Source organism: Stenotrophomonas sp. OVS01A (assembly GCF_019969775.1).
In the GTDB taxonomy this organism is placed as follows: domain Bacteria; phylum Pseudomonadota; class Gammaproteobacteria; order Xanthomonadales; family Xanthomonadaceae; genus Stenotrophomonas; species Stenotrophomonas indicatrix.
Genome location: NZ_JAHXYV010000001.1, coordinates 172,491 through 191,404, shown reverse-complemented (window position 1 = coordinate 191,404; position 18,914 = coordinate 172,491). Strand labels below are relative to the sequence as shown.

General features: G+C 66.4%; 11 protein-coding genes, 1 tRNA gene and 1 other RNA gene. 4 read left to right on the top strand and 9 right to left on the bottom strand.

All coding sequences use genetic code 11. The features are described 5' to 3' along the window. Positions 1-25: 25 nt before the first annotated feature. The 3 genes from recR to dnaX all read right to left on the bottom strand — a co-directional run bounded on the left by recR (position 26) and on the right by dnaX (position 3,166). Complete coding sequence (recR, locus tag LC407_RS00920) at positions 26-625, bottom strand: recombination mediator RecR (RefSeq protein ID WP_223482016.1); 600 nt, start codon at positions 623-625, stop codon at positions 26-28. Between the two features lie 111 nt (positions 626-736). Further along, a complete protein-coding gene (locus LC407_RS00915) occupies positions 737-1,057 on the bottom strand; it encodes a YbaB/EbfC family nucleoid-associated protein (RefSeq protein WP_025879376.1) in 321 nt (106 codons plus the stop codon). 6 nt (positions 1,058-1,063) lie between these two features. Further along, entirely contained in the window at positions 1,064-3,166 is a 2,103-nt protein-coding gene (gene dnaX, locus LC407_RS00910; protein WP_223482663.1) for a DNA polymerase III subunit gamma/tau, read from the bottom strand. Between the two features lie 122 nt (positions 3,167-3,288). Between dnaX and LC407_RS00905 the strand changes: the two genes are divergently transcribed. After that, a tRNA-Ser gene (locus LC407_RS00905) sits at positions 3,289-3,381 on the top strand. 714 nt (positions 3,382-4,095) lie between these two features. On the opposite strand, the gene LC407_RS00900 is transcribed toward LC407_RS00905, so the two are convergent. Beyond that, a complete protein-coding gene (locus LC407_RS00900; protein ID WP_223482015.1) occupies positions 4,096-4,890 on the bottom strand; it encodes an isocitrate lyase/phosphoenolpyruvate mutase family protein in 795 nt (264 codons plus the stop codon). A gap of 123 nt (positions 4,891-5,013) precedes the next feature. On the opposite strand from LC407_RS00900, the gene LC407_RS00895 reads away from it, so the two are divergent. After that, positions 5,014-5,457: a GNAT family N-acetyltransferase gene (locus tag LC407_RS00895; protein ID WP_223482014.1), complete on the top strand. Its 444-nt coding sequence runs from the start codon at positions 5,014-5,016 to the stop codon at positions 5,455-5,457. A 55-nt stretch (positions 5,458-5,512) separates the two neighbouring features. On the opposite strand, the gene LC407_RS00890 is transcribed toward LC407_RS00895, so the two are convergent. Further along, the gene (locus LC407_RS00890) at positions 5,513-14,770 is read right to left on the bottom strand and encodes an autotransporter-associated beta strand repeat-containing protein (protein ID WP_223482013.1); all 9,258 of its coding nucleotides are present in this window, start codon (positions 14,768-14,770) and stop codon (positions 5,513-5,515) included. Positions 14,771-15,137: 367 nt separating this feature from the next. Then, positions 15,138-15,455 carry a quaternary ammonium compound efflux SMR transporter SugE gene (gene sugE / locus LC407_RS00885; protein ID WP_032977375.1) on the bottom strand — a complete coding sequence of 106 codons (318 nt, stop codon included), beginning with the start codon at positions 15,453-15,455 and terminating at the stop codon, positions 15,138-15,140. Positions 15,456-15,754: 299 nt separating this feature from the next. Between sugE and ffs the strand changes: the two genes are divergently transcribed. Further along, positions 15,755-15,851: signal recognition particle sRNA small type (gene ffs / locus LC407_RS00880), an RNA gene on the top strand. A gap of 76 nt (positions 15,852-15,927) precedes the next feature. On the opposite strand, the gene LC407_RS00875 is transcribed toward ffs, so the two are convergent. From LC407_RS00875 to LC407_RS00865, 3 genes are read right to left on the bottom strand one after another with little or no spacing between them, the layout of a single operon-like run. Further along, on the bottom strand, positions 15,928-16,317 hold the full coding sequence (locus LC407_RS00875; protein WP_223482012.1) for a DUF4440 domain-containing protein: 390 nt from the start codon (positions 16,315-16,317) through the stop codon (positions 15,928-15,930). After that, complete coding sequence (locus tag LC407_RS00870) at positions 16,314-17,081, bottom strand: MBL fold metallo-hydrolase (RefSeq protein WP_025878163.1); 768 nt, start codon at positions 17,079-17,081, stop codon at positions 16,314-16,316. The genes LC407_RS00875 and LC407_RS00870 overlap by 4 nt, the downstream gene beginning before the upstream one ends. Continuing rightward, positions 17,081-17,830 carry a 3-deoxy-D-manno-octulosonic acid kinase gene (locus LC407_RS00865; RefSeq protein WP_025878162.1) on the bottom strand — a complete coding sequence of 250 codons (750 nt, stop codon included), beginning with the start codon at positions 17,828-17,830 and terminating at the stop codon, positions 17,081-17,083. Before LC407_RS00865 ends, LC407_RS00870 begins: the two co-directional genes overlap by 1 nt. A gap of 20 nt (positions 17,831-17,850) precedes the next feature. Here LC407_RS00865 and LC407_RS00860 point away from each other — a divergent pair, with 20 nt between their 5' ends. Then, positions 17,851-18,897, top strand: coding sequence for a glycosyltransferase family 9 protein (locus LC407_RS00860; protein WP_223482011.1), 1,047 nt, complete (start codon positions 17,851-17,853; stop codon positions 18,895-18,897). The last annotated feature ends 17 nt before the right edge of the window (positions 18,898-18,914 follow it).

Sequence of the window (18,914 nt, the reverse complement as noted above, 5' to 3'; positions counted from 1 at the left end):
ACGCCGGGGCATGCCCGGCATCGACTCAATCGCGCACTTCGCTACGGGTGCCGAACGCGTGCGACAGCGTGCCGCGATCGACATACTCCAGCTCACCGCCGAGGGGCAGGCCCTGGGCCAGTCGACTCGGCCGCACCTGGCGGGCACGCGCCAGCTGCGCGAGATAGTGCGCGGTAGCTTCGCCTTCGACGGTGGCGCTGGTGGCAATGATCAGTTCCTGCACCTCCGCCTCGGCCAGGCGCTGTTCCAGCTGCTCCAGACCCAGCTCGCGCGGGCCGATGCCATCCAGCGGCGACAGGCGCCCCTGCAGCACGAAGTAAACGCCGCGATAGCCGGTGGCGTTCTCGATCGCCAGGCGGTCAGCCGGCGATTCCACCACGCACAGCTGGCTGCGCTCGCGGCTGCCATTGGCGCAGGTCGGGCACAGCTCGGTTTCGCTGAAGTCGCGGCACTGCGCACAGTGACCGATGCGTTCAACCGCCTGCGCCAGCGTCTCGGCAAGGCGTTTGCCACCTTCGCGCTCGCGTTCGAGCAGGTGGTAAGCCATGCGCTGTGCCGTCTTCTGGCCTACGCCAGGCAACACCCGCAGTGCATCGATCAGTTGTTTAAGCAGGGGTGCGGACACGGCGGCGTGTTCTGTAGAGCCGAGCGTGCTCGACTGGAAATTGCGGGCAATCGAGCACGCTCGACGCTACACAGTGCATGGCACCCGGCAGTGCGGGTGCCAGGCCGGACATCAGAACGGCATCTTCATGCCCGGCGGCAGCTGCATGCCGGCAGTGGCCGAACCCATCTTCGACTTCGACTCGGCGTCGATCTTGTTCGATGCGTCGTTGAAGGCGGCGGCGATCAGGTCTTCCAGCATTTCCGGATCACTGGCCAGCGACGGATCGATGCGTACCTTGCGGCACTCCTTGGCGCCGGTCAGGGTAACGCTGACCATGCCACCACCGGCGCTGCCGGTCACTTCGATCTTGGCGATTTCTTCCTGGGCCTTCTGCAGGTTTTCCTGCATCTTCTGGGCCTGCTGCATCAGTTGGGCGATATTGCCGCGCATGTCGTCTTACTCGTCAAAAGAACGGATGGAATCGGAAACAACCCGGGCGCCGTGCTGCTGGATCAGCACCTGGACTTCCGGGTCGTCCATGAAAATGGCCTCGGCAGCCTGCTGCCGCTCGCCACGCTGGCGGTCGGCGCGCTGGTGCAGGGTCTCCGCCGGGACCTGCTCGGTTTCCACGGTTTCGACCACGATCTTCAGCGCGTGGCCAAGGGACTTTTCCAGCACCTCGCCCAACGCTGCCAGCGCGCGCTCGGAGCGCAGGTATTCAAATCCGGGCGAAAGGCCCAGTTTCAAGACCCCATGCTGGCAACTGATGAAGGCCGCATTGGCCGCAAGCTGTCGCGACGGACCGCTGAGGCCACTGTTGGCGATCAGGTCGAGCCAGTCTTCGGCACAGGCCAGGTCACTGACGCTGCCTGCCGGCGAAGCTTTTTCCTTTGCCGCAACCGGTGCCGGGGCGATGTCGATACCCTCGGCACGGAACGAACGCTCCGGCGCGGCAACAGCCTCTGCAACCGGCGGTGAAGCCGGCGCCGGCGGCTCGTGCCACGGCGCGACCATGGCCGCGTCGGGCGTTGCCATCTCGGCCGCCAGCGCTTCATCGCGCGCGCCAGCCGCGTCGGTCGCCCACGGCGGCAGGTCATCTGCCTCGGCAGGTACCTTGGGCGTGGCCGCCTCGGGAGCCAACTGCGCCTTCATCGGCAGCGGGGATCCGGGTTCCTTGATCGGAGCCGGTTCAGGTTCCGGGGTCGGATCTGGTTCCGGGGTCGGCTCGGGCTCCGGCTCGGGTTCGCGCTGTGGCGCCGGGTTCGGCGTCTGCGCGGTTGCCGCCGCCAACACGGGCACCGCAATTGCCTGGGTGGCCGCTGCGGCTTCTGGCGCCGCAGCCGTTGCCGGTGCAGCTCCTTCGTGGCTGCCAGCGCCAGCAAGGCCGCCCCCGGTCTGGCCCGTACCGGTCGGTGCGCTGCCACCGGAGGATTCCGGAGTACGCGGCACCGACGGCACGGCAGCCGCAGGGCGGAACGCCAGCATGCGCAGCACGGCCATTTCAAAGCCGGCGCGCGGGCTGGGCGCCAATGGCAGATCGCGACGACCATTCAGGGCCATCTGATACCAGAGCTGGACCACTTCCGGGCGCAGGCGTTCAGCAAACACGCTGGCATCCAGTCCCTCGGCAGCGGCGGACGCGCCCGGCACCAGTTGCTGCACCTGGATGCGGTGCAGGCCCTCGGCCAGCGCATCGAGCACCCCGCTCCAGTCCGGCGAGAACTCGGCCAGCGCCGCCACCACCTGCAGCAGGCGCGGGCCATCGCCCTCGGCCAGGGCATCGAGCATGGCCGCCACCTGGGTGCGGTCGACCGTGCCCAGCATGGTGCGCACCACGTCCTCACGCAGCGCACCGCCGGCATAGGCAATGGCCTGGTCGAGCAGCGACAGGCCATCGCGCAGGCTGCCGTCGGCAGCCTTGGCCAGCTGCACGATGGCGGTCGGGTCCGACTCGATCTCCTCGGCGGCGAGAATGCGGGTCATCTGCCCCTGGATCTGGTCTTCATCCAGGCGCTTGAGGTTGAACTGCAGGCAGCGGCTGAGCACGGTGACCGGCAGCTTCTGCGGGTCGGTGGTGGCCAGCAGGAACTTCACATGTTCCGGCGGTTCTTCCAGCGTCTTCAGCAGCGCATTGAACGCGGCCTTGGACAGCATGTGCACTTCGTCGATCAGGTACACCTTGTACTTGCCACGCGAGGGCATGTACTGGGCGTTCTCGATCACCTCGCGCACATCGTCCACGCCGGTATTGGACGCAGCATCGATTTCCAGCAGGTCGATGTAGCGACCGGCGTCGATGTCCAGGCAGGCCGCACACTGGCCGCAGGGATCGGCACTGGTGCCCTGCTCGCAGTTCAGCGACTTGGCGAAGATGCGCGCGATCGTGGTCTTGCCCACGCCGCGGGTACCGGTGAACAGGAACGCATGGTGGACCCGGCCGCTGTCGAGCGCATTGCTGAGCGCACGGACCACGTGTTCCTGGCCCACCAGCTCGGCAAAACGCTTCGGACGCCACTTGCGGGCAAGGACGAGATAGGACATCAGGCCACCGTCTTCCATCGGATGTTCCATTGTGCCACGCCTGTCCAGCCCTCTCGCCCTGCAAACCAGTGCTTGTGTCCTGCCGCTGCGCCCGCTAGAATCTGCGCCCCTGCTGAGGCGTTTGCCGATGGCAGGGATCCGGAGAGGTGTCCGAGTGGTTGAAGGAGCACGCCTGGAAAGTGTGTAAGCGTCTAAACCGCGCTTCGGGGGTTCGAATCCCCCTCTCTCCGCCAGATAAATAAAAAAGGCTGCCCTTCGGGCGGCCTTTTTTATTTATCTGGCTGGGGACGCGAAGTGCGCTGCGCGCGCTTCGCCCCAAACGTTGCTGCGCAACGTTCGGGCCCCTCCCTTCGCCGGCCTCTCCCCGCCCCTGTCGGGGCAGCCCCTCAACAGAGGGGCTTGTTCCCCCAGATACGGCAGTAGATCCACGCCATGCGTGGATGACCGAAGGAACCGCGTCCGCCCAGGTTCGACGGCCTGCAGGGGTAGAGCCGGACAGCAGCCCTTTTTTATTTATCTGGCGGGGGACGCGAAGTGCGCTGCGCACGCTTCGCCCCAAACGTTGCTGCGCAACGTTCGGGCCCCTCCCTTCGCCGGCCTCTCCCCGCCCCTGTCGGGGCAGCCCCTCAACAGAGGGGCTTGTTCCTCCAGATACGGCAGTAGATCCACGCCATGCGTGGATGACCGAAGGAACCGCGTCCGCCCAGGTTCGACGGCCTGCAGGGATAGAGCCGGACAGCAGCCCTTTTTATTTATCTGGCTGGGGACGCGACGCGCGTTCCGCACGCTTGGCCTGCCTCTCCCCGCCCCTGTCGGGGCAGCCCCTCAACAGAGGGGCTTGTTCCTCCAGCTATGGCAGTAGATCCACGCCATGCGTGGATGCCTCGGCCCGGTCGCATCGACTACCCGCCCGTGGTCGAGCCTGTCGGCGCCCCGCCTTGGCGCCCTCACCTTTCGCTGAACAGCTGGTTCAAGGCCGCATAGCCCGGTGCGCCCTCGGGCATCGCCATCACACCGCCGAGAAAATCCGTGGTCGCCGCAGCCATCGCTGTCCATGCGTGCATGAACAAGGCCGGACCAGCGCTGAGCCGCCGCACACCGGCCTGCGACAGCGCAGCAAACGGCGCCATCCCCGGCAGCCACATCAGGTTGAGAGGCAGCGACACGCCGCTGGCAACTGCAGCAGCCTCGTCCAGCGCGTGAAGCCCGGGCACGAAGCCGCCGTCGGCACCGGCACGTGCATAGGCCTGCAGCCGATCGATGCTCATCCTGACCGCCTCGTCCCGTTCGGCCAGGCCGCGCAGATACACATCGGTGCGCGCATTGATGAACAGCGATCGTCCGCTCAGCGCCGAACGGATGGCTGTGATCTTGCCCACCAGCGCCGCAGGGCTGCCGGCACCGTCTTCGATGTTGATCCCTACCGCACCCGCCTCCACCAGGCGCAGCACCCGCTCAGCGACCGCATCGGGGACATCGCTGTAACCGTCCTCGATATCGACCGTGACCGGCAGCGAAGTCACACCAACAATTTCCGAAACCCGCTGCAGCAGCGCGGTATCCGGCAGCGCACCGCCATCGGCATAACCGCAGGACCACGCCATGGCAGCACTCGATGTTCCCACCGCGACAGCTCCCAGCTGCTGGACCAGGCGGGCGCCACCGGCATCCCATACGTTGGGCAGCACATAGAGACCAGCGCGTTGATGGAGTTGAACGAAGTTCTGGTGAACGTTGGACATGGAACCTCCTGATGACGGGGACCCGCAGTCTGCGTCCGGACCGGTTTCCGGGCTCGCCATATCCAGACATCAATGGTCCGGACCTCGCGCACAATGTGCCCGCCACCACGATGACAGTCATTCATGACACCCCGCCCCTACCGCTGCACCGACGTCACCGCCTGCCTGTCGATCTTCGACAGCAACGTGCCCACCTACTTCGCACCGGCAGAGCGGGTTGACTTCGAGCGCTTCCTGCACGAACACGCCGTGCCACGCGCCTTCCAGGTGATCGAGGTCGAGGGCCAGGTGGTGGCCTGCGGCGGCCTCTGGCACTGCGGCGATGGCAGCGCCAGCTTGTGCTGGGGCATGGTCGAACGAAGTCGCCACAGACAGGGGCTGGGACGCGCGCTGGCAGTGGCCCGCCTGCATCAGGCTGAAGCAGACCCATCGATCCAGCGCATCACGCTCAGCACCAGCCAGCACACGCAGGGCTTCTATGCCGGCCTCGGCTTCCAGGTGGTACGCGTGGTAGCCGATGGCCACGGTGCCGGAATCGACGCCGTGGAGATGCAGCGGGTGCTGTAACCCGGCTCTCGACGGATCCACGCATGGCGTGGATCCGTCCAAGACACGCGCTGGCTCAGAACCCGACGCGCAGGTTCAACTGGCCACCGATATCGTTGCGACCGTCGCCATGCTGGCCCTGCACGAACAGCGACAGCTGGCTGCTGCGTCCCAGGCCGACGGCCACACCGACCTGGCTGACCAGTGCGTTGCGCGCCATCACGGCACTGTAGGCATCGAACGCAGTGCCACCGACGGCGAAGCTCTGCCGGCTGGCCACGTCGGTGTCACCGGACGCATGCTGCCAGCCCAGCCCGACCGTCAGCTGTGCCGGATAGCGCTCGCCGCTGCCCACATCCCAGCGGCCGCGTACGCCGACGGCGCTGACATTGAGCGTGTCCTTGCCGCCCTCCAGTACCAGCGCCGCGCTGCCGCCCTGCTCCACCGCGCGATCGCTGTCCACCCAGTGCTTGGTGAACTGCACATACGGTTGCAGTTGCGTCCTGCCATGGGTCCAGGTCCAGCTGCCTTCGATCTGGGCGATGGTGACATCCGAATCCTGGCGGCTGTGCAGCGTCTGTGCCAGCAGCGGCACTTCACGCGTGGTGCGCGTGCGGTAATCGCCGCGCGACACACTGCCACCGACCGCAAATCCGTTGTTCCACTCGCCCTGCGCATACAGTCCATAGGTGTTGCCACGCAGGCGTGCACGCGACTGGCGATCGTACAGCCGCGTATCCAGCCGCTCGCTGCCCGCCGCCGCACCCAGCACCACATGCTCGCCGAGCTTCCAATCGACGCCGGCCATCAGTGCATTGCGGTTGGCACGGATCTCGTCACCGTTGCCATCGCCGTCCTGCTTGAACACCTTGCCGCTACCCGCCAGCCATGCCGAAGCACGCTCGCCACGCACCGTCGGCAACTCGCTGCCGAGACGCTGGCGGATGCCCTCTTCCAGGTAGTTGTCGTACAGCAGCACTGCACGGCTGGCCGCATGCACTTCACCGGAGAGCTGGTTGAACGCGTTGCGCGCGGTGGCGGTGTCGTAGGCCAGCAGCGTGTTGTACAGGCCCAGCGCCGCGCCGGTCTGCGGCAGGCTGTCCAGCGCCGATGCCACGCCCAGCTGGTTGCGGGTCTGCGCAGCCGTGACGAAGGCCGCTGTCTGCTTCACATCGATCTTCAGCTGCGCGGCATTCGCTGTGTAGACCGGGCTCAGTGAGAGGAACGCCGAGGTGGTGGTGGGGGGCACGAACTGCCCGCTGACGCCGCCGCCTGCGTTGATGATCGTGTACTGCTGGCCCTGCTGGTAGCTGGTGTTCGGGTCGATGGCATTGACCACCACCGATGCACCACCGATGTTCGCGCTGCCGCCCACCTGCACCACGTCACTGCCGGTAGCGCCCAGGTCGACCGACAGCGTGCTGCCCGGTGCCAAGGTCAGGTTGCCGCCCACGGTGATCGCGCCCGTACCGTTGCCGCCACTGCTGCCATTGCCCGGGCCGTTGCCCGGCGACAGCACACCGCCGCTGCTCACGGTGACGCCACCAGCGCTGCCGCCGATGGTGCCGGTACCCGACAACGTGGTGCCGCTGCCGATGGTCCATTGGCCACCGACGGTGCCGGTGACATTCAGGCCACCACCGGTGACCTGACCGGTACCGGTGAATCCGCCACTGTCGCCGCCCAGGTTGAGCAGGCCAGGGCCGGCCTGCACGATGCTGCCCGCGCCACTGATGCTGCCACCCAGCGTGGTGGTGCTGCCGGTGTTGACCACCAGGCCACCGTTGTTGGTGATGTTGCCGGTGACCGCGCCGCTGGCGCCGCCGTTGCCGATCTGCACGGTACCGCCGGTGTTGATCGTGGTGCCACCGGTATAGGTGTTGTTGCCGGTAAGGACCAGCGTGCCGCTGCCGGCCTGGGTCAACCCGCCGCTGCCACTGACCACGCCACCAAGCGTGGTATTGCCGCCGACGTTGAACACCAGGCTGCCGTTGTTGCTGACGTTGCCGGTGATCGCACCCGTGGCGCCACCATTGCCCACCTGCAACGTACCGCCGGTGTTGATGGTGGTACCGCCGGTGTAGGTGTTGTTGCCGGTCAGGGTCAGCGTACCGGCACCGGCCTGGGTCAGACCGCCGCTGCCGCTGACCACGCCCGCGAGCGTAGTGTTGCCACCCACGTTGAACACCAGGCTGCCGTTGTTGCCGACGTCGCCGATGATCGCCCCCGTTGCACCACCATTGCCCACCTGCAGGGTGCCACCGGTATTGATGGTGGTGCCGCCGGTATAGGTATTGTTGCCGGTCAGCGTAAGCGTGCCGCTGCCGGCCTGGGTCAGGCCACCGCTGCCACTGACGGCGCCACCGAGTGTCGTGTTGCCCGACAGGTTGACCACCAGTGCGCCGTTGTTGGTCACGTCGCCGACGATCGCACCGGTCGCGCCGCCATTGCCGATCTGCAACGTGCTGCCACCGTTGATGGTGGTTCCACCGGTGTAGGTGTTGTTGCCGGTCAGGGTCAACGTGCCGGTGCCGGTCTGCACCAGGCCACCGCTGCCACCGATGGTGCCACCGAAGGTGGTGCTGGCATTGCTGCCGCCGGTGGTCAGGGTGGAACCGCCGAGCACCACGTTGCCGCTGGCAACACCGGCCAGGCCACCAATGGCCTGGTTGCCGGCCGCTCTGATGTCCAGCGTTCCGGCGCCGGCCAGGTTCACCGTGCTGGCCGAGGACAGGCTGCCACCGGCGGCGACCGCCAGGGTGCCGCTGTTGATCGTCGTGGTGCCGGTGTAGCTGCTGGCGCCGCCCAGGGTCACCGTCGCCGCACCATCCTTGAGCAGGCTGCCACTGCCGGCGATGTCACCGTCCAGCGTCAGCGGCGTGCCCCCCAGCAGGGTCAACGTGCCGCTTGCCAGCTGCACGTTGTTGGCCAGGGTCAGCGGCACACTGCCGTCCAGCGTGGCGTCACCGCCTACGGTCAGCGTGCCGGTGCCCAGGGCACCACTGCTGCCCAGCGACAGACCACCGGCATTGAGCGCCACTCCGCCACCGAAGGTGTTGCTGCCGGTCAGGCCGAGCACGCCGGCACCGTTCTTGACCAGGCCACCGGCGCCACTGATGTCCCCGGCAAAGGTGCTGTTGCCCGCTGCGTTGGTGGTCAGTGTGTTGCCGCCAAGGCTGATCGTGCTGCCGGCAACGCCGGACAATGTACCGATGGCCTGGTTGCCACCGCTGGAGATGTCAAAACCGGTACCGGCGTTGGCCAGGTTCACTGCGCCGGTTGCGGCCAGGCTGCCACCGGCGCCGATCGCCAGCGTGCCGGCGTTGATGGTGGTGCCGCCCGTGAAAGTGTTGGTGCCGGTCAATGTTTCGGTACCGGTGCCCTCCTTGATGAGTCCACCGGTGCCGCCGATCGAACCACTGAACACACCATTGGTGGCATCGCCGATGGTCAACGTGTTCGCGCCGAGGTTGACCGTGCCATTGCCGATCAGCGTGCCGAATACCTGCGTGCCGCTGCCGGCCGAAAGATCGAAGGTGGCACCCGTGGCCAGATTGACGATACCGCCTGCGCTGAGGCTGGCACCGGCACCGAGCGCGAGCGTGCCCGCGTTGATGTAGGTGCCGCCGGTATAGGTGTTGGTGCCGTTCAACGTAAGGGTAGCAACGCCGTCCTTGGTCAAGCTGCCGGCCCCCGACAGGTTGCCGTTGAGGGTGAGATCGTTGCTGCCAAGTACGGTCAGGCCGGCGTTGAGCACCATGTTGTTGGCCAAGGTCACCGCACCGCTGGAATCGAGCGTGGAAGCGCCCCCAACGGTCAACGTGCCGGTTCCCAGCGCAGCGTTGTTGCCCACCACCAGGCCACCCGCATTGAGGGTGACGCCGCCACCGAACGTGCTGGCACCGTTGAGGGTCTGCACGCCGCTGCCATTCTTGACCAGCCCACCGCTGCCGGTCAGGGCACCGTTGAAGGTCGCGTCGGTGGTCCCTCCCAGCGTCAGGCTGTTGCCCCCCAACGACACCGTGCTGCCGGCCACGCCCGCCAGCGAACCGATGCTCTGGTTGCCGCCGGCGGAGATGTCGAAGGTGCCGGTACCGGCCAGGTTCACCGCGCCGGTCGGCGACAGGCTGCCGCCCGCCCCGATCGCCAGCGTGCCGCTGTTGATGACCGTGCCGCCGGTGAAGGTGTTGCTGCCGGTCAGGGTGACCGTCGCCGCGCCGTTCTTGATCAGGCCACCATCGCCGGTGACCGCCCCGCCCAGCGTCAATGCATTGCTGCCAAGCAGGTTGAGCGTGGCACCGGCCAGCAGGCCGATGTCGTTGCCGAGGTTCGCAGCGATGCTGCTGTCCAGCGATGCGTTGGCGCCCACGGTCAGCGCGCCGGTACCCAGCGCGGCATTGTTGCCCACCACCAGGCCGCCACCATTGAGTGCCACCCCGCCACCGAAGACGTTGGCGCCGCCCAACGTCTGGATGCCCGTACCGTTCTTGACCAGCCCGCCGGTCCCACCGATCACGCCATCGAAGGTCCCGTTGCCAACGCCGCCGAAGGTCAGCGTATTTCCGCCCAGCGCCACGGTGCTGCCAGCGACGCCGTTGAGCGCGCCGATGGTCTGGTTGCCAGCAGCGGAGATGTCGAAGGCGGTGCCCGGCGCGGAAAGCGTGACTGCACCGGTTGCCGCCAGGCTGCCACCGGCACCGATCGCCAGCGTTCCCGCATTGATCAGGGTGCCACCGGTGAAGGTGTTGGTACCGGTCAGCGTTTCAGTACCGGTCCCCTCCTTGATCAGGCCGCCGGTGCCGGCGATGGATCCGCTGAAGACACCGTTGGTCGGTCCGCCGACAGTGATCGAGTTCGCGCCCAGGTTGACCGTGCCACTACCGGTCAGGGTGCCGAAGGTCTGGGCACCGTTGCCCGCAGAGAGATCCAGCGTAGCGCCGGTTGCCAGGTTGACGATGCCGCTGGCGGCCAGGCTTGCACCTGCTCCCAAGGCCAGCGTGCCGGCATTGACGTTGGTGCCGCCGGTATAAGTGTTCACGCCGTTCAAGGTCAGCGTGGCAGCACCATTCTTGGTCAGGCTGCCGGTGCCGGAGATCACCCCGTTGAGCGTCAGCGCGTTGCTGCCCAGCACGGTCAGGCCGGCATTGAGGGCGATGTTGTTGACCAGTGTTGCCGCCAGGCTGGTGTCGAGGGTGGCCGCGCCACCCACGGTCAGCGCACCACTGCCCAGTGCCGCGTCATTGCCGAGCAGCAGGCCACCGGCATTGAGGCTGACGCCGCCGCCGAAGGTGTTGGCAGCGGACAGCGTCTGCACGCCCGCGCCCACCTTGACCAGGCCACCGCCTCCGCTGATCACGCCATCGAACACCGCATCGGCTGCCGTACCAAAGGTCAGCGAGTTTCCTCCCAGCGCGACCGTCGAACCGACCACGCCATTCAGCGCGCCGATGGTCTGGTTGCCGGTTGCCGCCGATAGGTCAAAGCCCGCGCCAGCGCCGCCGAGGGTGACGTCACCCCCGACAGCCAGGCTGCCGCCTGCGCCAAGCGCCAGGGTTCCGGCATTGATCGTGGTGCTGCCGGCGTAGGTGTTCACATTGGCCAGGGTGAGTGTGGCTGCACCGTTCTTGACCAGTGCACCATTGCCGGACACCACGCCGCCGAGCGTCAGCGCATTGCTGCCCTGCAGGGCAAGCGTCGTGCCCGAGGCCAGGTTGATCGCGTTGCCCACGGTGTAGGCGGCGGCAGTATCCAGCGTTGCATTGCCGCCGACGTTGAGCGCACCCGTTCCCAGAGCGCCAGCGTTGCCCAACTGCAGGTTGCCGCCATTCAACGCCAGGCCGCCACTGAAGCCGTTGGCGTTGCCGAGGGTCAACGTGCCGGCGCCGTTCTTGACCAGACTGCCGGTGCCGGAAATCACGCCATCGAGCGTGAGTGCGTTGCTGCCGATCAGCGTCAGTGCCGAGCCGGCGCCAAGGTTGACCGCATTGGTCAGGTCAAGCGCAATGCTGTTATCTAGGCTGGCATTCGCAGCAACGTTCAGCGCGCCGGTTCCCAGCGCTCCACTGTTGCCCAGCAACAGGCCGCCGCCCGCCAGGTTCAGGCCGCCACCGAAGGTATTGGCACCGTTGAGCGTCAACACCGTGGCGCCGTTCTTCGCCAGGCCACCGTCGCCGGACACCACGCCGCCCAGCGTGATGTTCTGGCTGCCGGGGAGCGTAAGAATCGCACCGGTACCCAAGGCCACGTTGTTGCTCAGGTTCAGCGCAACCGCCGCGTCCAGCGACACGTTGCCGCCGATGTTCAGCGCGCCGGTGCCGGCCGCCGCACTGCTGCCCAGCAGCACGCTGCCGGCATTGAGGTTGAGGCCACCGCTGAAGCCATTGGTGCCGTTCAAGGTCAACAGCGAGGCGCCGTTCTTGGTCAGGCTGCCGACGCCGGAGATGTCGCCGGTCAGGGTGATGTTGTTGCTGCCGCCCAGGGTCAGCGCGGCACCGAGGTTGACCGCGTTGCCCAGGGTCAGCGCAGAGCTGCCGTCCAACGTCGCGGCACCGTTGACGCTGAGCGCGCCGGTGCCCAGTGCACCGCTGTTGCCCAGCAGCAGACCGCCAGCATTGAGCGCGACGCCGCCGGTGAAGGTGTTTGCGCCGGTCAACGTCTGTACGCCACTTCCGTTCTTTACCAGGCCTCCGCCGACGCCACTGATCACACCGGCGAAGACCTGGTCGGCCGCACTACCAAAGGTGAGCGTATTGCCGCCCAATGCCACGGTGGAACCTGCCACGCCGGACAGTGCACCGATGGTCTGGTTACCACCCAGGGAAAGATCCAGCGCCGCCCCAGCCCCCGACAGGCTGACCGCGCCAGTCGCGGCCAGGCTGCCACCACTGCCCAGCGCCACCGTGCCGGCAGCAACGTTCAAACCACCGGTGAAGGTATTGGCGCCGTTGAGTGTCAGTGTCGAAGCCCCGCTCTTTATCAGGCCGCCACCACCGGAAATCGCACCGCCCAGTGTCAGCGCGTTGCCACCCAGCACGTTCAACGAACCTGCCGCGCCGATGATCACGTCATTGCCCAGGGTCAGGGCTGAAGAGATATCCAGCGTCGCAGCGTTGTTGATGTCCAGCAGGCCGGTACCGAGCGCACTGCTGTTGCCCAGCAGCAGGCCGCCACCGTTGACGACGAGGCCGCCACTGAACGTGTTGGTGCCGTTCAACGTGAGCAGAGATGCGCCGTTCTTGCCAATGTTGCCGACGCCGGAGATCACCCCGTTCAACACCACGGGCTGGCCGCCCTGCAGCGCGAGCGAGCCGCCGGCGCCGAGCGCGATGTCGTTGGCCAGGGTGAGCGCTGCGGTGGTGCCATCCAGCGTGACCTCGCCGCCCACGCTCAGCACACCCGTTCCCAATGCACCGTTGTTGCCGAGCAGCAGGCCGCCGCCATTCAGGGCAAAACCACCGGTCAAGCTGTTGCTGCCGGACAGTGTCTGCACTCCGGTACCGACCTTGACCAGGCCACCGGAAGTGCCAGTGAAGTTGCCGGCGAAGGAGGTATTGCCGAGACCGCCTAGAGTAAGTGTGCGAGTGCCCAGGCTGACCGTTCCACCAAGCCCGGACAGCGAGCCGACGGTCTGGTTGGCTGCGGCAGTGAGGTCTAGCGACGTGCCTGCCGTGAGCGAGATCGCAGCGGTCGGTGACAGGCTGCCGCCTGCACCGAGCGCCAACGCGCCGCCCGCGATCGAGACATTGCCGGTAAGCGTGTTTGCACCGCCCAGGGTGAGCGTGCCGGCGCCGTTCTTCACCAGGTTGCCTGCACCGGACAGCGCACCGTTCAACGTCAACGCATTGGTGCCGACCAGATTCAGACTGCCACCACCGTTGACGACGATGTTGTTGGCGAGATTGAAGGCCCCGCTGGTATCCAACGACGCGGCACCACCTACCGTCAGGTTGCCGCTGCCCAGCGCACCTGCGTTGCCCAGCAGCAATCCGCCAGCATTGAGGTTGACGCCACCACCGAACAGGTTCGCGCCGCCCAGCGTGACCACACCGGTGTTGGTCACGGTCAGGCCGCCAGCACCGGACAGCACACCACTCAAGCTGAAGGGGTTGGTGCCGCCCAACGTCAGTCTGCCAGTGTTGAGCGCAAAGGAATTTGCAAGCGTGAGCCCGCCCGCCGATGCCGCGATGGCGCCGCCGTTGACGTTGAAGGTACCGGTACCGAATGACGCCGCGTTGTTGAAGTTGACCAAGCCATCGTTGATCGTGGCACTGGTTCCGGTCCAGGCACCTTGCAGATTCCAGGTACCACTGTTGACGGTCAGGTTCTCGAATCCAGCGTAATTGCCCCAAACGAGGTTGGTCACCGTCCCGCCGGTACCCGCGCCCGGGCCCGAAGCGCTGTTCTGCAGCAGCAGGCGATCGCTGGCACCGGTACCGCCATCGACAATGCCGGCAGCGGCCAGATTCACGCCTACGCTGCCCAGAACGCCCGCAATGCCCGTTGCCAGCACGCCGCGGTTGACGCTTGAACCGGACACGGCGGTGAACGTGTTTCCCGTCGTCGTGGAGTTGCCCAGGTGCACGCTGCCGGTGATGCTGCCGGCGTTGATCACATGGTTGCCCGCTGTTGATCCGCCCAGACCTATGCGGCCGGTGATGCTGCCGCTGTTGGTGAGGTTGGTCTGCGCACCGCCGTAGCTGACGATGGCAGCGGCGTCGGCAGTGGTGAACAGCCCCGCCCCGAGGATGGACATGTCCACGGTGCCGTCATTGGTGATGTTGGTGACACCACCGGCAGCGTTCTGCGTGACCAGTGCCTGTCCACCAAACCCAAGAATCGAACCGATGTTGACCAGGCCCTTGATGCTGCCGCCCGCCTGGTTGTTGACGTTGATGGTATTGCCACCGGCAGTGTTGTTGCCCAGCACCATGCCTGCCGCCGCAAGGCTCAAGCCGCCGTTGATGGTGGGATCGATCGTGCCCTGGTTGTTCACCGTGATGCCGTTGCCGGACAGCGTCACCGCAGTGCCCCCCAGTACCGGCGGCACGCTCAGCACCGCGCCGGTGGCGATGTTCAGGGTCACGCCATTGGCGGTACTGGAAAGATTGTTCTGGTCCGTCGCGCCATCGCAAGTAATCACCGCACCGGCCGTGGTGCAGGCTGCAAACGCCGAGCCGCTGGCCAGTGTGGCCGCCAACGCCACTGCCAATCGCTGTAGTTTCATCCCGCGCCGTGTTGCCGTGATACCGCCTCCCGTCGGATTCTGGGTGATTTCCGAGGCCACCTGCATCACACCCAGGGCACGGTTGAAAACCAGACGGTAAATGCGGTTCATCGGTGAATCTCCATGAAATGACCGGTGGCACAGCAGGCAGGTTTTTTGGAGGTGATGTCGTCCTGCCCTGCTCCACCCGGGAACAAGACCTGCGGTATCAACCTTGAAAAACAGTCACACTTTCACGTGCAAGCGCTGCAGGAACTGCGCGCCGCTGCACGTCCGTCAGCGCGAAAACTCCCCGGTTTCGCTTGACGAATGGGCGCACTGTGCGGCCGTCAACGCCAGCACCACGTGAATCCGGCACGTTATTTTCATGATGGCCGTCAAATAATCACGGCAGTCGTCACGACTTTGCCGAAAATGCATATTCTCTTGTTTCTGCAGAACGGGAATATCCATATTCCCGCCGCATTCGTAACCGGCCTCAGCTGCTGGAGAGTTTCATCAGCACCAGGCCGGCGACGATCAGTACCGCCGCGCCAATCCGCATCGGGCTGACCTGCTCGCCCAGGAACACGATGCCGACCACGAAAGCACCGACCGCGCCGATACCGGTCCAGATCGTATAGGCGGTGCCCAGCGGCAGGCTGCGCATGGCGACGGCCAGCAGCCAGAAGCTGGCGATCATGCCGACGATGGTGATGACGGTGGGGGTGAGTTTGGTGAAGCCTTCAGACTGCTTCATCGACACGGCCCAGACGATTTCCAGCAGGCCGGCAAACAACAGATAGATCCAGGCCATGACAGCCCTCCTTTGGTAGGGCCAGGCCGTCCTGGTCATTGAATCCCGATGTGGGGGAGGTCGTTCCTCCTGGGACCGGATTCTAGCAACGGCGGCAGCCACCGACCGACGCTGGGGGCACAGGGTTACATCGGATTCAGTGCATGAAGCTGGCATCAACGCACCTGCCTGCGCTAGAATGCGCGTCTGCCATCGGTAAGCCGATGTGCAGTCCGGCTGTGGTCTCCGGCGCACAACGCGCTGCTTCCCCTGATCCGTGAATCGGCCGCCTCCGGGGGGCCAACGTCTCTATGGTGGCCCCGTCGGCCCCTCGCGACGCTAGGTCGAAAACTCCGCCAGGGCCGGAAGGCAGCAACGGTATCGATCGACGCGGGCGCCGAGGTCAGCCGGCGGGGCCACCGCCTTTTCGGCGAAGCCCCGCTCCGGTAGATGCCAACCTTGGTTGGCGCCCTTCGCCGGGCATGTCCCGGCGCTACCGCGCCTCAGGCGTACCCTGATGGAACACCATCCGCCAGCCCGTTGAATGCTGACGCCACAGCGAGCTGCGCAGCACCCACCGCTGCGGTTGGTCATCGACGTGATAGCGACTGCGGTAACGCACCTGGGCCAAGCCCTCTGCCAGCATCCACACGGCGTACCGGTCCGACTCGATCACCACCTGCGCACGCTCCAGCGGGATCTCTTCCAGCGCGGCCTCACGGCCGTAGCACTGGCCGGAGCTGCCGATCTCACTGAAATCCTCATCCAGCAATGCCGCCAGACGCTCATGGTCTGCGCGCACCTGCGGGCAATGCAGTGCGCGTTCCAGCCCCACCAGTTCTGCGGCCAGCGCCGGTGGGGCGGCGGCGCCAGCGCTGCTCACGGCGGATCCTGCGCCAGCACGTGCGGGGCGGTCGGCGCGGCCAGCACAACACACTGGCCCGGCTGTGCCACCCGGTGCCCGCGCGCGGCCAGGGCCTGGCCATCGGCCACGCTGGCGTAGTGGTACAGCATCATCCGTGCCTGCAGCTCGGCGCTGTACTCGCGCTCCAGGTCATCCACCCCGGTATGCGAAGGATTGCCATGCAACCCGCAGTCGTGGGCGATCAGTTCGTTGTCACTGGCATAGCGCGCCAGCATTTCCGGAATCGGCCGGGTATCGCCGCTCCAGGTCAGCGCGCCCTGCAGGCGCAGGCCATAGGCCGTCTCCGGCCAGTGGTGCCGCACGGGGAACACCTCCAGGCGCACACCCTCGTGCCAGAACGCATCGCCCACCACGATCAGCTGGAAGGCATCCCAGAAGTTGGCGCCGCCCTCGGCCAGCACGTTCGGGTAATCGCCGATGCGCTTGTGCAGCAGCGGCACCACCGTGGCCGGCACGTACAGGCGCACCTTGCCGCGCCGCTGCGCGCTGAAGAAGGTATCCACGAACAGCCGTTCGAAACCGGCCACGTGGTCCAGGTGTACATGGGTGACGAACAGCGCCTGCGGCATATGTCCGTAATGGGCCTTGAAGGCAGTCAGGCCTTCGCCGCCGCAGTCGATGGTCAGCCACGGCCGGCCATCGCGCTCGATCACCGACATCGGCGAACCCAGCTCGACCGCCGACGCATTGCCGACGCCGAGGAAACGCAACGACCAGTCCATCAGGTGCCCCGGTTCCAGGCCATGTCATAGGCGCGGCGCAGGCGCGCGTAGTCTTTTTCCACGTCTTCCACGCTGCGCTCACCGCGCAGCTTGATCAGCGAGCGCAGCAGGCGCTTGAGATTGCGCTCGCGCCAGGCCGTGGCCGGGATGCGGATCACCCCGCGATCGAAGTCGATCAGCCAGCCATGGCCGTTGCCATCGAACAGGATGTTGTGCGCATTGAGATCGGCATGGTCCAGCCCGGCACGGTGGAAGCGCGCGATCATCCGCCCGGTTTCCTCCCACGGCGCCCCGCGCCCGGCCACCAGTGCGCGGTCGGCCAGCGAGCGCACCCCTTCGATCCGTTCCATCAGGATCGCGGCGCGGTAGCGCAGGCCTTCACGCATGTAGAAGGCGGCAATCGGCCTGGGCACCGGCAGCTTCTTCTCGCGCAGCGCGCGCATCAACCGGAATTCGGCAAAGCTGCGGGTCCGGTCCGCCCCCCGCCAGATGTACTGGTCGTGGCTGATCCGGGCCGCCAGCCCCCCGCGCAGGTAGTGCCGCAGTACGCTGGCGCCGAACGGCGCATCCACGAACCAGGCGCTGCCACGGCCGCCCTCACCCACCGGCCGGGCCTTGCCGGCCCAGTGCTGTGGCGAGAACAGACCGATGTCGGCTTGCCGCAGCCGCTCGCGGTCGAACAGAATGGCCCCGATGCCGCGACCCTCGCGGCATGGCGTCAGCGCTTCATTGGCGTCGAATGCGACCATTCCTTTGAGTCTATCAACACATGGCATCAGCGTCCTCCTCCTTGTGTCTTCTGCGCCTGTCCGCTCTTGGCGATGTGACCCACGTAGTGCCGCTGGTGCGCACCCTGCAGGCCGCGCGCCCGGACACGCCGATCCACTGGATCATCGACAAGGTCGGGCAGAAGCTGCTCGATGGCCTGCCGGGCGTCACCTTCCACGCCTACGACAAGAAGACCGGCATGGCCGGAGTGAAGGAGCTGCGCAAGCAGTTGCCACCCGGGCGTTTCGAGGCCCTGCTGCAGATGCAGGTGGCGTTCCGCGCCAACGTGCTGTCCGCCTTCATTCCTGCCGAGCGCCGCATCGGGTACGACCGCAGCCGCTCCAAGGATCTGCACGGCCTCTTCATCAACGAACGCATCCCTGATCGTCCGGGCATCCATGTGCTCGATGCCATCGGCAGCTTCTGCGAGCCGCTGGGCCTGCGCCAGACCGATGTCAGCTGGGACCTGGCCGTGCCGCAGGCAGCCTATGACTGGGCCTCTGCGCAATGGCAGGACGATGGCCGGCCGGTGCTGATGATCTCGCCCTGCTCCAGCCACGTGCGCCGCAACTGGTACGCCGACCGCTATGCCGAGGTCGCCAACCATGCCGTCACGCGCGGTTGGCGGGTCGTGCTGTGCGGCGGCCGCAGCGAACTGGAGCGCAGCATGGCCGACGCCATCCAGGCCCAGCTGGATGTTCCGGCGCTGGACCTGGTCGGCAAGGACACGCTCAAGCAGTTGCCGGCCCTGCTGGCCCGCGCCAATCTGGTGATGACCCCGGACTCTGGCCCGATGCACATTGCCAACGCAATGGGTACCAAGGTGCTGGGCCTGCATGCGGCCAGCAACCCGAACCGCAGCGGCCCGTATTCGGACCGCCGCTACTGCGCGGACCGCTACGACGACGCGGCGCGCAAGTATCTGGGCAAGCAGGCAGCCGACCTCAAGTGGGGCACCAAGATCGAATTCGACGATGTGATGGAACTGATCACCGTCGAGGACGGCATTGCCGCGTTCGAGCGTTACGTCGCCGACCATCTGGGATGAGTGGCACGCCGGGCAGC

Excerpts from the sequence above, each read along its gene's own strand:
- LC407_RS00915 (WP_025879376.1), bottom strand. The coding sequence starts at position 1,057 with ATGCGCGGCAATATCGCCCAACTGATGCAGCAGGCCCAGAAGATGCAG.
- dnaX (WP_223482663.1), bottom strand. The coding sequence starts at position 3,166 with ATGGAAGACGGTGGCCTGATGTCCTATCTCGTCCTTGCCCGCAAGTGG.
- LC407_RS00900 (WP_223482015.1), bottom strand. The coding sequence starts at position 4,890 with ATGTCCAACGTTCACCAGAACTTCGTTCAACTCCATCAACGCGCTGGT.
- LC407_RS00895 (WP_223482014.1), top strand. The coding sequence starts at position 5,014 with ATGACACCCCGCCCCTACCGCTGCACCGACGTCACCGCCTGCCTGTCG.
- LC407_RS00890 (WP_223482013.1), bottom strand. The coding sequence starts at position 14,770 with ATGAACCGCATTTACCGTCTGGTTTTCAACCGTGCCCTGGGTGTGATG.
- sugE (WP_032977375.1), bottom strand. The coding sequence starts at position 15,455 with ATGGCCTGGATCTATCTGTTGTTTGCCGGCCTGCTGGAAATCGTCTGG.
- LC407_RS00870 (WP_025878163.1), bottom strand. The coding sequence starts at position 17,081 with ATGGACTGGTCGTTGCGTTTCCTCGGCGTCGGCAATGCGTCGGCGGTC.
- LC407_RS00865 (WP_025878162.1), bottom strand. The coding sequence starts at position 17,830 with ATGGTCGCATTCGACGCCAATGAAGCGCTGACGCCATGCCGCGAGGGT.
- LC407_RS00860 (WP_223482011.1), top strand. The coding sequence starts at position 17,851 with ATGGCATCAGCGTCCTCCTCCTTGTGTCTTCTGCGCCTGTCCGCTCTT.